The sequence below is a fragment of the Frankia sp. CeCAU1 genome, assembly GCF_977971845.1.
The window spans coordinates 1-12,982 of record NZ_CDWWXA010000057.1 but is presented as its reverse complement, the minus strand read 5'-3'; the positions used below and the strand labels follow the sequence as shown (position 1 = coordinate 12,982).

Sequence of the window (12,982 nt, the reverse complement as noted above, 5' to 3'; positions counted from 1 at the left end):
TGACCGGGTCGGCCGCCGCCTGCGGCGAATGGTTCGACCTGGCGATCCACACCGTGCTCACGGTCACCGCCGCCGGCGGCTACCGAGACTTCTTCGGGATCGCGGCCGACTGCGTTGGCGCCGTCGCGGAGGCGCACGGCCGCACCGTCGGGTCGGCCGAACGGGAGGCCGTCCTCGCGGGCATGCGCCGGCTGCCCGCGCACCCCGACGTACCCGGCGCGCTGGCCCGGCTGGGCGCCGGCGGGCACCGCCTGGTCGCGCTCACCAACGGGCCGCTGGCGGCGGCTCGCGCGCAGCTGACGAACGCCGGCCTGGCGGACGCCTTCGAGGCGATCTTCTCCGCCGAGCAGGCCGGCCGGCTCAAGCCCGCCGCGGCGCCCTACCACCAGGTGACCGGCGCGCTGGGGGTCGCACCGGCGGAGGCTGCGATGGTGGCCGCGCACGGCTGGGACATCGCCGGAGCACGCGCCGCCGGGATGCGCACCGGCTTCGTGGCCCGCCCCGGCCGCCGGCCGTTACCCGGGGAGCCGCTGCCGACCTGGCTGGCCGCCGATCTCGACGCCCTGGCCACCCTGGTGCTGGATGGTGACTCCGCGGGTTACTGATCAGTCCCGAGACGTCGAGGTGGCCGCACCGTGGCCGTACCGGGTCGGGTGGCCGGGCACACCGGCCCGTCTGTTTCGTGGGGAGCCGGACGATCTGCCACTTAGAAGATCCATCTGTGGGGTAGGGCGTTGCGTCGGCCTTTGCGGGGGGTCAACGGCTCCGCGGGACGAACAGGTGCGCCGCACCCGCGTCCGTCGAACGTCTTGGCGACGGCGGTTGCCAGGATTTCAGCGCAAGGGCGGGTGCTTCGATGGCATACCAGCTTGCGAGGGCGGCGAGGGAGGTGACGGCGAGGGAGGCCGCGATGTGCACGACGACGGCACCCGTACCGATACCCGTATCGACCCCGGCTTCGAGCAGGAGCAGTTGCAGCGGCCAGGCGTAGACGTAGATGCCGTAGGACAGATCGCGGCGCGCCCCCACCCGCGACAGCCCCCGTCCGGTTCCGGCGTACAGCAGCAGGTAGGCCAGCGGGGCCAGGGCAAGGGGCCGGTAGGCGTGGGGGATGAGCAGGCCCGCGGCGAGCAGGGCGGCGGCGGCGATGAGTAGGGCCCGGCTGCGCGGGATGCGGTCGGCGTAGAGGAACATCGCCGCCCCGATGAGGAAGACGGCCGTGTACTTCAGGATGTGGGAGTCGGTGAGCCGGTTGGCGCCGAGGAGCGCCCCGCCGACGGCAAGCAGCCACCCGCCGACGGCGAGGGTGAGGACGAGCCCGCGGCGGCGGCGCAGGATCCCCACCGCGCCGAAAACGCCGACCATCAGGTAGCACAGCGCTTCGAAGAACAGGGTGTGCAGGGGGCCGTCCACGGCCTGCCCGGCGCGTAGGTCGCCGATGTTGAACTGGTTCATCTTCAGCGCCGCGTTGACGAGCAGGTAGCGGACCGCCGAGTCATGGCCGGTCCAGGGGTAGCCGGCGGTGGTGCCCCGGTTCAGGCGCCACAGCAGTGGACCGATCGCGACGGCGGTCAGCGCGAGGCAGACCCAGAAGGCGGGCACGACCCGCAGGAACCGGTGCCAGAGGAAACGGGCGGTGGATGGTGCCCGCAGGTGGCTACGGATGATCAGGAAGCCGCTGAGGAGGAAGAAGCCGTCCACGGCGAACGTGCCGAGGTCGGGGGCACCGGGCAGACGTGTCAACGGGTCCGGTTCTCCCCGGACGAACAGCCATGAGTGGGACACGAGCACCGCGCCGGCCAGGATGAGACGCAGCGCGTTGAGGTTGTTGCGGTGAGGATCGAAGGCCGCGGCCAGCGTGCCGGCCCTGGGTGTGGGTACGGGTATCGGCTCCGCTGTGGGGCTTCGCTGGTGGGGGACCCGGCGGGGAGACCTGGCGAACGGTGGGTGCTGATCGGTCATGCGGTGTGGTCCCTTCCTCCGGACGTTCCTTTCCCACCGGACATCCGTTTTCCGTGGGCATCCGGCGCCGGTGACGCTGCTCGATCGCCCGCCTCGCGGGCGCTCGTCACGCACCGACACCATTCAACCCTAACGTAAGGGCAGTGTTTACCGTGTGTGTCATTGCGAAAGCAATATCCGGTGACGTGTTCCGATCGGACCACCGTTTCCCTGTGCCGCGTGGTCCTGCCGGCGGTCCCGTCCCTCCCCGGGTCAGGAGCTCGATACGTCGTTCTGTCCGAAGCCGGTCCGCTGGTCAGGGCACGTGGCTGGTCAGGGCACGTGGCTGGTCAGGGCAGGTGCACGTCACCCGGGATGCCGGCCGGGTGCGCATCGGCCGGTCGGGCGCGGGCGACGCTTGACGACGTCAACGTTCGTCCGAGCGTATGTCCGGCGCGGGGAACGGCGATCCGAACCGTGCCCGATCAGGCTGGTGCGGCCGGGGACCTGCGGCCGGGCATCGAGCCCCGTAGGCACCATCGCGCCGAGCACGGGCGACATGGGCGACCCACAGCACGAAGCGGCCAGCGTCCTTGACCATGACCGAGTCGGTCTACGGCCGCAGCTCGACCCATGGCCATAGCTTGGTCCATAGCACGTGCCACACTGGAGTGTATGGCTACGACATCTATGCAGCTGGACAGCGGGCTACGCGACGAACTGGCGGAGATCGCCGAGCGGGACTTCCATGGCGTGCCGCTGGGCGAGGCGGTCCGGCGCCTGGTCAAGGAACACAAGATCAGCCGCATCATGCGGCGGTACGAGGAGCTGCGCGCCGACCCCGAGGAGTGGGCCAGCTACCGGGCCGAGGCGCGGCTGACCGACGACGCGGCCGGCGACGGCCTGCCGGATGCACGTGAGGAGTATCCGGAGTACCACCGGTGAGCCGGGCGCTGAGCCTCGCGTCCTGGCAGGTGTGGCTGGTGGACTTCGGTCAGCCGATCGGGCACGAGCAGGGCGGCCCGCGCCCGGCCGTGGTGGTCGGCTCGGCGACGCACTGCCGGTTCCCGATCGACATGGCCCTCGTGGTGCCCCTGACCGCGCGGGACCGGGGCCTGGACCATCACGTGCGCATCGACTCGCCCGAGTCCGGCCTGGACCGGCCGAGCTGGGCACGCACCGAGGAGATCACGGCGGTATCCACCCAACGGTTCACCCGGTCCACACCGCTGGGCACCGCGTCGGCCACCGAAATCGCCAAGCTGGGCGAGTGGCTACGCGAGATGGTCGCCTTCTGCTGACCCGCCGCCGCGGGCACGGCTGGCGAGCCGCGCAGGTTCGCCACGTCAACCCCCGTCCCATTCAGCCCGACATCAGCGTTGCCGCCGCAGCGTCCAGAACAGCCAGTTCCCGGTGGCCGCGCACGTGGCCACGTCCCAGCCCTGGCCGCCGAGGTCGGACAGTACCGTGACCAGCTCGTCGTAGCTGCCGGGGAACATCCGCTCCTTACCCCGGGGCATGTTGACCCGGATGGACCCCTGGTCCCACAACCATTCCACCGTGGCGAACTCGTAGGTGAAGATCGTTTCCCCCGCTCCGGTCGGTTGCAGCAGAGGATAACGGCCTTGAGGGTAGCGGCTTTCCGGGCCCGAGCAGCAGACCGACCAGGCCCGCTGCCTCACTGTCGTCACCAACGCGATCATCACAGCGAAAATGCTGGCCGGGCCGGCAGTTCTGCGCCCCTGATCTGGCTGGCCGCCGCTACCAGGTAGCCGGGATTCGATACGGGTACGCGAACGTACCCGTATCCTGTGGGGTAGGTGAAAGGAGGCTGTCCATGAAGGAGGCTGTCCATGGCGGATGCGAATGTGCGGATTCCGGCGGAGGCGCGGGATCGGCTGGCTGAGGTGGCGGCGGCGGAGGGGCTGTCGTTGCGGGCGTATCTGGCCCGGTTGGCGAGCACGCTGCTGACGCCAGCGGAGCGGGCTGAGCGCGCCGAGCGGGCGCGGGCGGTGCTGCGGGAGTGGAGTGGTTACGACCCGACGGAGGAGGAGGCCGCGCAGGCCGACGCCGAGCTGGACCGGCGGCTGGCACGGGCGTTGGGACGGTGAGCGACGCGCTGCATGTGGTGCTGGACGAGACCGCGATGGTCTCGGCCGGCTACGGCAACGTGCTGGCCTCCCGGCTGATCCAACGCGCTCACACCGGGCCGGGGCACTTTCTGTACGCGCCGGCGTGTGCGCTGGTGGAGGCGGACCGGGCCCGGCCGGGGACCGCCGAGCACATCGCCGCGCTGCCCGCGGTGACGATCGTGGAGCTGGACCTGGCGGCCGCGCTCGCGGTGGCCCGTGATACCGGGTGGGCGCCGGCGCACGTGCGGTACGCGGCCGAGCCCGCCCCGGAGCGTCCCGAGGGCGCGGTGATCGCGACGGCGGCGCCGGACCGGTGGGCGGGTCAGCCGGTGCGCCTGTTGGATCTCCGCCCGTGAGCTGGTCCGGCCCGGATGGGGCGAGCACGACGGATGTCGCCTCGGCCGGGTCCGTGAGGGCCGCGGGAGTGGCAGTCGGTCACGATCTAGCGCCGATCGTCACGGCGCCAGGCCAGGGTGAGCTGGTGAGGAACCACGATGTGTCAATCCCCGGTCGCACCCGACGGCATGCCGTGCGACGGTAACGAGGGGACGGGGCAGCACACCGGCCCGGCGGCTCCACCGCGGCCAACACCCGTCTTGGCGCCCGCGGGCGGGTCGTGGCCGCCGCCGTCACGGCGAGAAGACGAAAAGGGGAGCCGGGAGGGTTCGGCAGACGCTCGCTCACCTACCTCGGGTACGGGCTGCGCGACATTTCCGGCGGTAAAGCTCGCTGACGCCACCCGGCCGGGTGAGGGCGAGTTCCTGGAACGAGGCCTATATGCATGCTCATGCTGGCAGGTGGGCGCAAGCGCCACGCACTCGACCGAACCGGAGAGCGGAGGCCAGATGCGCCCGTCCCGATCAGCCCGTATACCACGCCCATTCCTTGCTGCCGTGCTTGCGGTAAGCCTGCCGCTGCTGACCGGTATATCAGGGTCGGGCTTGTCTGGGTCCGCCGCCGCGGCCACCCGGACAAAGCTAACCTGGAAACCGTGTGAGAACGGGTTGGAGTGCGCGACTCTGCCCGTTCCGTTGGACCACGCCAGGCCTGCCGCAGGCACGATCAACCTGGCGTTGATCCGTGCTCCGGCTCGCCAGCCACACCGGCGGATCGGCTCGCTGGTGATGCTGGCCGGTGGGCCGGGCCAGTCGGGAGTCGGGTTCATCCGCGACTGGCTGGGCTTCTTCGGCGCGTCGTTGCGCGACCGTTTCGACATCGTCGGGTTCGACCAGCGGGGTGTCGGTGGGAGCGCGCCGGTCCGTTGCAGCAGCGGGCAGGATAATGATCCGCCGGCCGCCACCTCCCCGTTCGCGATCGACTCCCGCGCTTCCCGCGCTGGGAGTGAGGATGACGACGTGTACCAGGAGCTGGTTGACGACAGGCGTCAGTGGGCGCAGGGCTGTGTACGGTTCAGCGGTGCTGAACTGCCGTACCTGTCGACCGAGGCCGCGGCCCGGGATCTCGATCTGCTGCGAGCCGCGCTCGGCGAGGACAAGATCACCTCTTACGGGGGATCCTACGGCACCGTGCTGGGCGCCACCTACGCCAGCATGTTCCCGACCCGGATCCGGGCGCTGGTGCTGGACGGCGTAGAAGATCCGAACGTGTGGATGAACCAACCGCAGGAGGACCTACGCCGAATGGCGCAGGGCTTCGAGACCGCGCTGGGCGCATTCCTCGCCGACTGCAAGGCCCGGCCCAACTGTGGCTTCGGCCACGGCGACCCGGCCGGCGCCTTCGACCGCCTGGTCGAACGGCTCATCGAGAAGCCGATCCCGGCCGGCGGTAAGGACACCGGCGCCGCCCGCACGCTCAACTGGGTGACCGCCATGATCGGGGTCCGGTCCGCGCTGTACTCCCATGCCATGTGGCCGCGGCTCGCGGAAGCATTGGCACTGGCCGACGACAACAACGACGGCTCCAAGCTGCTCTCCTTCGCAGCGCAGGACCCGATCGGGGCCATCCTCCCCTTGCCGTACAGCACCTCCACCAGCGCCGATGTCGCGCATACGGCCATCGCCGCGCATACGGCCATCACCTGCGCCGACAAGGTCTTCCCGACCGTGGGCGCCTACCAGCGACTTGCTGACGAACTCAACCGCGAGAGTCCCCATTTCGGCTTGCTTTCTGGTCTCGGTGCCCTTGCCTGTGTGGTCTGGCCGGTTAAGGCTGCCTCCCGCTACACCGGACCGTTCCACGCCACCGGCGCTGCGCCGATTCTCCTCGTCGGCAGCACCGGCGACCCGGCAACGCCCTACTCCGGGGCTGTGTCCCTCGCCCGTCAACTCGCCAACAGCGTGCTGTTGACATGGCGCTCCTACACGCACACCGCCTACTTCCAGGACAGTGGCTGCGTCCGCCAGGCTGTCGAGCGTTACCTGGTCGACCTGATACTCCCGAAGCGCGGTACGATCTGCCCTGACGTCCCGACAGCGGCGGGCTCTTGAGTCTCGGTCTTCTCTCGGTCTGCGCGATTCAGCGTCTGCGCGATTCAGCGTCTTCGTGATTCAGGGCCTTTGCGATTCATGGCCTTTGCGATTCAGGCTCACCGTGAGGATTATCCGGAAAGGCGACGACTTCGCCGGTGCGCGGGCCGGCGTAACGGTCGCCGGCCCCGGTCGGCGCACAGCGGGGCGCGGGCGAGTGGAGCGCGGCACGCGAAGATCCTCCCGGCGAGACCGGGCGGGCCGGCCGCCGCGGGGGTGATGACCGGGTCGACGACCGGGAGGCCCGCCGGTGGGGAGGCGGTCGCCGTGCCGCCGACATGCCCCAGCCATTGACAGACGTCTATGTTTGCGGTCATCCTCGGCCCGCAAGAACATAGATGGGTGTCGATGTAAGGGGTGGGCTGGATGGCCAGGGTGCAGTTGGCGTTGAACGTCTCGGACGTGGACGCGGCGGTGGAGTTCTACACGACGCTGTTCGGGGTCGGGCCGGCGAAGCGGCGGGCGGGATATGCGAACTTCGCCGTCGACGTGCCGCCGTTGAAGCTGGTGCTGATCGAGAACCCGGACGCCCGCGGCGCGGGGGTGGCGGGGGCGTTGAACCATCTCGGGGTGGAGATCGAGACCTCGCAGGAGGTCTCGGCCGCCGCCAGCCGGCTGCGGGAGGCGGGGCTGGTGACGGCGGTGGAGGAGAACACCGCCTGCTGCTACGCGCTGCAGGACAAGGTGTGGGTGGATGATCCGGACGGTGCGCCGTGGGAGATCTACACGGTGCTCGCCGATATCGCCGAGGGCGCGGGCCCGCAGCTGCGCACCGTGGAACCGGGGGCCGGGGGTGCTCCCGGGTCGGCGTGTGGCTGTGGGCCGGTGTGCGCTCCCACGGTGCCGGCGGTGACGATCGAGCCGGCCACCGCCGGCACCGGTCACTGAGAGCGAACGGTGACAGACAACGGGGAGGGCCGGCCGCCGCTGGTGCGGCGGTTGGCCGCCGAAGCGCTGGGCGCCATGCTGCTCGCCGCGTTGGTTGTCGGGTCGGGGATCGCCGCGGCGCAGCTCAGCCCGGACCAGACAGGCCTGCAGCTGGTCGAGAACGCCGCGGCGACCGCCGCCGGCCTCTACGCGATCATTCTGATGGTTGGGCCGGTGTCCGGGGCGCATGTCAACCCGGTGGTCACGGTGGTTGACGCCGCGTTTGGGGGGCTGTCGTGGCGGGACGCCGTCGCCTACCTGCCCGCCCAGATCCTCGGCTGCGTCGCCGGGGCGGTGCTGGCGAACCTGATATTCGACCGGTCGGCGGTGTCGATCTCCACGCATCACCGGGCGTCCGGGGCGCATCTGCTCGCCGAGGTCGTCGCGACCGCCGGCCTCATCCTGCTGATCTTCGCGCTGGTGCGGTCCGGGCGGGGTGAGCGGGCACCGGCCGCGGTCGGCGCCTACATCGGCGCGGCCTACTGGTTCACCAGTTCCACCAGCTTCGCGAATCCGGCGATCAGCATCGGGCGGATGTTCTCCGACACCTTCGCCGGGATCGCCCCCGCCTCGGTGCCCGCGTTCATCGCCGCCCAGGCGGTGGGCGGCGCGGTCGGCTACGGGCTGGTGCGGCTGCTCTACCCGCCGACTCCCGCCGGCCCGGCGCAGGCCGCCGGGGTGCTGCTCACCCACCCGGACAGCGCCGTGGCACCCAACGGCGCCGCCCCTTCACGTCTTCCTGGAGGTGTCTCGTGATCGACCTGGGCAACCCGACCGGAAAGGACACCGTCGTGTCTGCGAAGCCCTCGGTGCTGTTCGTCTGCGTCCACAACGCCGGCCGTTCCCAGATGGCCGCCGGCTGGCTGACCCGTCTCGCCGCCGGGAAGATCGAGGTCCGCTCTGCCGGCTCCATACCCGCCGACCGGATCAACCCCGTCGCCGCCGCCGCGATGGCCGAGGTCGGCATCGACATCACCGCCGAAACCCCGAAAATCCTCACCGTTGACGCCGTCGAGGCCTCTGACGTCGTCATCACCATGGGCTGCGGCGACACCTGCCCCGTCTTCCCCGGCATCCGCTACGAGGACTGGGCACTCGACGACCCCGCCGGCCAGGATCTCGACGCCGTCCGACCCATCCGCGACGACATCCGCGCCCGCGTCGAAAAACTCATCGGGGAACTCCTGCCTGCCGCCTGAGCACGCCAGGCCGGGCAGGCCGGCACCCGCCCGGCCTGGCGGCTGCCGGCATCCTGGTGGGGGCTGACGACGTCCGGCGGTAGCGGTGAACCGGTGGCGGTGAACCGGTGGCGGTGAACCGGTGGCAGTGAAGCCGGTATGGTGTGACGGCGGCGGCTTTCGGTCACCGCGCGGCGGTGGGGCCCGCCGGACCCGAACCGCGGCAGCGCGCCGCCAACGGTCCCTACCTGTGACAAGTCATGCCTGGCTGGCCCGGGTGTCGCGCAGGTAGGGGGCGGGCGTGGACGACACCGAGCAGACGGTCGGTGCACCGACCGACCCTGATGGCACCAGCCCTGATGGTGATGGGCCTGTCCCGGTGCGGCGCCGGCAGCTTCGTCACGCGCCGGTCGCGGTCCTGCTGCTGGCGGTGATATCGGCCGGTGGGGCGGTGGGGGCATGTGCCCGGTACGGGGCGTCGCTGGTGTGGCCGACGATGCCGGGCACGTTCCCGTGGACCACCTGGGCGGTGAACACGGCCGGTTGCGCGGCGATCGGTGTGCTGATGGTGCTGATCACCGACGTGCGGACGGTGCATCCGCTGGTCCGCCCGTTCCTGGGCACCGGGGTGCTGGGCGGGTTCACCACCTTCTCCACGTATGCGCTCGACGCGCAGCGGCTGGTGGACGGCGGGCGGACCGGGCTGGCACTGGCGTACCTGGTGCTGAGCGTCCTCGCCGCGCTGGGCGCGGTGTGGGCGGCGGCGGCTGCGATGCGATGGTTCGTGGCGAGGACGCGACGGGTCGCGGGAAGGCGGGCGTGATGAGGTTGAGCGGCCGGGCGTTGCGGCTGACGGTGTTCGTCGGGGAGAGCGACGTGTGGCATCACCGGCCGCTGGCCAGCGAGATCGTGCACCGGGCGCACCGCGCCGGGCTGGCCGGGGCGAGCGTGTTCCGGGGCGTGGAGGGGTTCGGCGCATCCTCGATCGTGCACACCGCCCGGCTGCTGTCGCTGAGCGAGGACCTGCCGGTGGCGGTGGTCATCGTCGATGACGAGCAACGGGTACGGGCCTTCCTCCCGCAACTCGATGAACTCGTCACCGAGGGGCTGGTCATCCTCGACGAGGTCGAAGTGATCCGCTACGTCGGCCGGGAGGCGAGTCGGTGAACTGGCTGCTGGTGATCGCCGGGGCCGCGGCCGGTGCGCCGCTGCGCTATCTGACCGACCGGGCGGTGCAGACCCGACACGACACGGTCTTTCCCTGGGGTACGTTCACCGTCAACGTCACGGCCAGTCTGCTCCTCGGCCTGGTCGCCGGCGCCGCGGGCGCGGGCGCGCCGCCGGCGTGGGTGGCGTCGGAGCAGGTGGTGTCGCTGGTGGGGACCGGGCTGTGCGGGGCGTTGAGCACCTACTCGACGTTCTCCTACGAAACGCTGCGGCTGGCCGAGGACGGCGCCCGGCTGCTGGCCGCGGCCAACGTCGCCGGCAGTGTGCTCGCCGCGTTCGGCGCCGCCGCTCTCGGCGCGGCCCTGGCGCGGGCGGTGTGGGGGTGATCCGACCGGCGCACGGCGGCACGAGCACAGCGCCCGCCGCCGCGGTCAGGCTACGGCCGCGGCGGTTTGTCCTGGTCTTCGGCGTGGTCAGCATGCTGGCGGACGTCGTCTACGAAGGCGCCCGGTCGGTCACCGGGCCGCTGTTGGCCTCCCTCGGAGCGTCGGCGGTCGTGGTCGGTGTCGTCACCGGGGTGGGCGAGGCCGCGGCGCTGCTGCCCCGGCTGGTCTGCGGGCCGCTGGCGGAGCGCACCGGCCGGTTCTGGGCGTGGACGATCGCCGGTTACACGCTGACCGTCGCCGCCGTGCCCCTGCTCGGCGTGACCGGCGTGCTGTGGGCGGCCGGCCTGTTGGTGATCGCCGAACGGGTCGGGAAGGCGGTTCGCAGCCCGGCCAAGGACGCACTGCTCTCCCACGCGACCGCCGCCACCGGCCGGGGCCGCGGGTTCGCCGTGCACGAGGCGATGGACCAGCTCGGCGCGCTGGCCGGGCCGCTGCTCGTCGCCGCGGTGCTCGCCTCCGGCGCCGGCTACGGCCCGGCGCTCGGCGTCCTGGCCCTGCCCGGCCTGGGCGTCCTTGCTGTTCTGCTCTGGCTGCGGGCCCGCGTGCCCGACCCGGCCGGCTACGAGCCGGACGAGCCGCCGGCCGTGCCCGTCCCCCGTACCGGCCCGGCCCCGGCCGCCGCGCCCCGGGCCCGACTACCCCGGGCGTTCTGGACGTATGCCGGGTTCACGGCCGCGACCACCACCGGGCTGGCGACGTTCGGCGTGTTGTCCTTCCACGCGGTCACCCGTGGCCTGCTGCCGGTGGCCGCGGTGCCTGTAGTGTACGCCGCGGCCATGGGCGTCGACGCCCTCGCCGCGCTCGCGACCGGCTGGGCCTACGACCGCCACGGCCCCGGTGTGCTCGCCGTGCTGCCGCCGCTGGCCGCCGCCGTCCCGGCGCTGGCGTTCACCAACACCCCCGCGCTGGCCGTCGCCGGGACGCTGGTGTGGGGAGCGGCCATCGGCGTGCAGGAATCCACCCTGCGGGCCACCGTCGCCGACCTCGTCCCGCCCGCCCGCCGGGCCAGCGCCTACGGCGTCTTCGCCGGCGTGGTCGGCGCGACCACCGCCGCCGGCGGCGCGTTGGCCGGCGCGCTCTACGACCTGTCCATCCCCGCCCTCATCGCCGTCACCGCCGCCGTGCAGGTCGCGGCGCTGGCGCTCCTTGCGGCCAGCCGGCGCATCCGCCCCTGAGCAGGCACAACGACGCTAACGCTAATCGTCGGGCAGGAGGACGCGAGGCCCGCCCGTCCACCCCAACAGTCCTACCCACTCCACGCCCGGGCGTCCCGTCCCGGGTTCACCGGGCCGGTGTGGATCGCGCACCTGGCCGCGGGCAGCGCGTCGCAGGACGCGCGGAGCGCGGAGTTGACGGCGGCCAACACGGCGGCCAACGGGGAATGCCCGCTGGTCACTTCCAGGGGCCGCAGAAGGACACGCCCTTGGCGCCGGAGCGGTACAGGCAGGCGCGGACCAGAACCCGCTTGGTGTAGGCGTACTTGACGGAGAAGTACCGGTAGCTCGATGTCGCGCCATCCGGGGGAAAAACACGGCCGTCGGCGCTTACCTGTACCGCGACCTTGCGGTTGGCGGGAGCGTGGTAATGGTAGACCCAGCCTGAGACGGTGCCATGGTAGAAGCCCGGGTAGCCCTTTTGGGCAGACCAGGTCTTGGTAACGTCGGCGTACCCGTATCCGCGCTGGGTCCACAGCCGGTAGGAGGCGCGGGAGTCGGGAGTGGCCACGCTGCGGGCGACGTGGGCGGTAGTTGCCCGGGCCGGTGCTGCGCCGGTCAGGGCCAGCCCGGCGGCAAGTGCAGCGCTCGCTGCTGTGCTGACGAGGTGCTTGCGCGTCACCAGAAGCCCTGGTCCCCGGCCAGGTTCGCTACCACCGCCGGGCGCAGCGCCCCCGGGGCGTCCATCCCCTCCAGTAGATAGGACAGGTCGCCCTTCGCCGGGTCGGCCAGGTCCGGGGCCTGCTGTATCTTCTCGCCACGGCGCAGACTGTTCGCGGCCGCGATCGCCGCCCGGTCCAGGATCGGCGTCCCGTACGGATGCCCGGCCAGCTCCGCTGCTATCTGCGGGTCGTTCGCGTCGAGCCAGGCCTGGATCTCTTGACGGAGCTGGCGGGCCAGCGGGGAGAGGGCTGCGGGCATCGGGGCCTCCCACGGTGTCGGTAGGGCTGTTGGAGTCCAGCGTGCCCGTTGGCGCGGGTGGGCTGTGCGGTGGGAGCGGTGCGGCCGCCTCGACGGCCGCGGGTTCGGCGGAGGCAAGGACCATGGCTTGTTCGGCCAGGTTCTGGGCGGCGCGGATCTGCTCGCGGATCGCGGCGGGGGAGGCGCCGGTCGCCGCGGCCAGCGCTGGGCGGGCGGCTGTGAGAATCGGGGTCAACGCGGCGATGATCGTCGTCGTGTCCGGAACCGGGGGAAGTGCAGGTCGGACACGTCGAAACCGGCGACACGGCCCAGGAGGTGGACGACCGAGTCGGCCCCGACCTCGGCCTGGCCTGCGCACCGTTCGCCCCCACCGCGGGCCCGGGGGGTGGGATGCAGGTCCCGGTGGGCAAGATGATGCGCCATCCGGCGGATCGACCCGGCGAGACTGTCCTGCCGGTAGACCGGAGGTCAACGTCGCCGCATGGGCAGCGACGCGGTCGAGTAGCGCCGGCAGGGTGATGGGCGTGGCCGCGGAGCGGGTCACAGCGGCCCGGGAGTCCAGGGTCGCCG

18 protein-coding genes are annotated in these 12,982 nt (G+C 71.7%); 13 read left to right on the top strand and 5 right to left on the bottom strand.

Annotated elements, in window-relative coordinates; all coding sequences use genetic code 11:
* The coding region (locus AC08OO_RS12130) for a haloacid dehalogenase type II (RefSeq protein WP_476618515.1) at positions 1 to 605 on the top strand (605 nt) is incomplete at its 5' end.
* A 151-nt stretch (positions 606 to 756) separates the two neighbouring features.
* On the opposite strand, the gene AC08OO_RS12125 is transcribed toward AC08OO_RS12130, so the two are convergent.
* Entirely contained in the window at positions 757 to 1,962 is a 1,206-nt protein-coding gene (locus AC08OO_RS12125) for an acyltransferase family protein (RefSeq protein WP_476610357.1), read from the bottom strand.
* Between the two features lie 654 nt (positions 1,963 to 2,616).
* Between AC08OO_RS12125 and AC08OO_RS12120 the strand changes: the two genes are divergently transcribed.
* Both AC08OO_RS12120 and AC08OO_RS12115 read left to right on the top strand, forming a co-directional pair.
* Positions 2,617 to 2,886, top strand: coding sequence for a hypothetical protein (locus tag AC08OO_RS12120; protein ID WP_035733467.1), 270 nt, complete (start codon positions 2,617 to 2,619; stop codon positions 2,884 to 2,886).
* Positions 2,883 to 3,242, top strand: a complete 360-nt coding sequence (locus AC08OO_RS12115) for a type II toxin-antitoxin system PemK/MazF family toxin (RefSeq protein WP_035913129.1) — start codon at positions 2,883 to 2,885, stop codon at positions 3,240 to 3,242. Before AC08OO_RS12120 ends, AC08OO_RS12115 begins: the two co-directional genes overlap by 4 nt.
* 72 nt (positions 3,243 to 3,314) lie before the next feature.
* Here the strand turns inward: AC08OO_RS12115 and AC08OO_RS12110 are convergent, their stop codons facing one another.
* Positions 3,315 to 3,632, bottom strand: coding sequence for a hypothetical protein (locus tag AC08OO_RS12110; RefSeq protein WP_198031033.1), 318 nt, complete (start codon positions 3,630 to 3,632; stop codon positions 3,315 to 3,317).
* Positions 3,633 to 3,794: 162 nt separating this feature from the next.
* On the opposite strand from AC08OO_RS12110, the gene AC08OO_RS12105 reads away from it, so the two are divergent.
* The 10 genes from AC08OO_RS12105 to AC08OO_RS12060 all read left to right on the top strand — a co-directional run bounded on the left by AC08OO_RS12105 (position 3,795) and on the right by AC08OO_RS12060 (position 11,452).
* On the top strand, positions 3,795 to 4,052 hold the full coding sequence (locus AC08OO_RS12105) for a hypothetical protein (protein ID WP_023840322.1): 258 nt from the start codon (positions 3,795 to 3,797) through the stop codon (positions 4,050 to 4,052).
* A complete protein-coding gene (locus tag AC08OO_RS12100; RefSeq protein ID WP_011436745.1) occupies positions 4,049 to 4,429 on the top strand; it encodes a PIN domain-containing protein in 381 nt (126 codons plus the stop codon). Before AC08OO_RS12105 ends, AC08OO_RS12100 begins: the two co-directional genes overlap by 4 nt.
* A gap of 648 nt (positions 4,430 to 5,077) precedes the next feature.
* Positions 5,078 to 6,520, top strand: a complete 1,443-nt coding sequence (locus AC08OO_RS12095) for an alpha/beta hydrolase (RefSeq protein WP_160172418.1) — start codon at positions 5,078 to 5,080, stop codon at positions 6,518 to 6,520.
* A 405-nt stretch (positions 6,521 to 6,925) separates the two neighbouring features.
* Positions 6,926 to 7,447 carry an ArsI/CadI family heavy metal resistance metalloenzyme gene (locus AC08OO_RS12090; protein ID WP_023840324.1) on the top strand — a complete coding sequence of 174 codons (522 nt, stop codon included), beginning with the start codon at positions 6,926 to 6,928 and terminating at the stop codon, positions 7,445 to 7,447.
* Between the two features lie 9 nt (positions 7,448 to 7,456).
* Positions 7,457 to 8,242, top strand: a complete 786-nt coding sequence (locus AC08OO_RS12085) for an aquaporin (protein ID WP_011436740.1) — start codon at positions 7,457 to 7,459, stop codon at positions 8,240 to 8,242.
* Positions 8,243 to 8,277: 35 nt separating this feature from the next.
* Positions 8,278 to 8,685 carry an arsenate reductase ArsC gene (locus AC08OO_RS12080; protein ID WP_035733532.1) on the top strand — a complete coding sequence of 136 codons (408 nt, stop codon included), beginning with the start codon at positions 8,278 to 8,280 and terminating at the stop codon, positions 8,683 to 8,685.
* Between the two features lie 280 nt (positions 8,686 to 8,965).
* Positions 8,966 to 9,487 carry a fluoride efflux transporter FluC gene (locus AC08OO_RS12075; protein WP_476610356.1) on the top strand — a complete coding sequence of 174 codons (522 nt, stop codon included), beginning with the start codon at positions 8,966 to 8,968 and terminating at the stop codon, positions 9,485 to 9,487.
* Complete coding sequence (locus AC08OO_RS12070; protein WP_011436737.1) at positions 9,487 to 9,831, top strand: DUF190 domain-containing protein; 345 nt, start codon at positions 9,487 to 9,489, stop codon at positions 9,829 to 9,831. The genes AC08OO_RS12075 and AC08OO_RS12070 overlap by 1 nt, the downstream gene beginning before the upstream one ends.
* Entirely contained in the window at positions 9,828 to 10,217 is a 390-nt protein-coding gene (locus AC08OO_RS12065) for a fluoride efflux transporter FluC (protein ID WP_011436736.1), read from the top strand. Before AC08OO_RS12070 ends, AC08OO_RS12065 begins: the two co-directional genes overlap by 4 nt.
* The gene (locus AC08OO_RS12060) at positions 10,214 to 11,452 is read left to right on the top strand and encodes an MFS transporter (protein WP_476618514.1); all 1,239 of its coding nucleotides are present in this window, start codon (positions 10,214 to 10,216) and stop codon (positions 11,450 to 11,452) included. Before AC08OO_RS12065 ends, AC08OO_RS12060 begins: the two co-directional genes overlap by 4 nt.
* A 217-nt stretch (positions 11,453 to 11,669) precedes the next feature.
* Here the strand turns inward: AC08OO_RS12060 and AC08OO_RS12055 are convergent, their stop codons facing one another.
* The 3 genes from AC08OO_RS12055 to AC08OO_RS12045 all read right to left on the bottom strand — a co-directional run bounded on the left by AC08OO_RS12055 (position 11,670) and on the right by AC08OO_RS12045 (position 12,835).
* On the bottom strand, positions 11,670 to 12,113 hold the full coding sequence (locus AC08OO_RS12055; protein ID WP_476607767.1) for a hypothetical protein: 444 nt from the start codon (positions 12,111 to 12,113) through the stop codon (positions 11,670 to 11,672).
* Positions 12,110 to 12,412 (bottom strand): hypothetical protein, encoded by a 303-nt coding sequence (locus AC08OO_RS12050; protein ID WP_476610354.1) that lies wholly within the window; start codon positions 12,410 to 12,412, stop codon positions 12,110 to 12,112. Before AC08OO_RS12050 ends, AC08OO_RS12055 begins: the two co-directional genes overlap by 4 nt.
* Before the next feature lie 231 nt (positions 12,413 to 12,643).
* Positions 12,644 to 12,835: a hypothetical protein gene (locus tag AC08OO_RS12045; RefSeq protein ID WP_476618513.1), complete on the bottom strand. Its 192-nt coding sequence runs from the start codon at positions 12,833 to 12,835 to the stop codon at positions 12,644 to 12,646.
* Positions 12,836 to 12,982 lie beyond the last annotated feature (147 nt).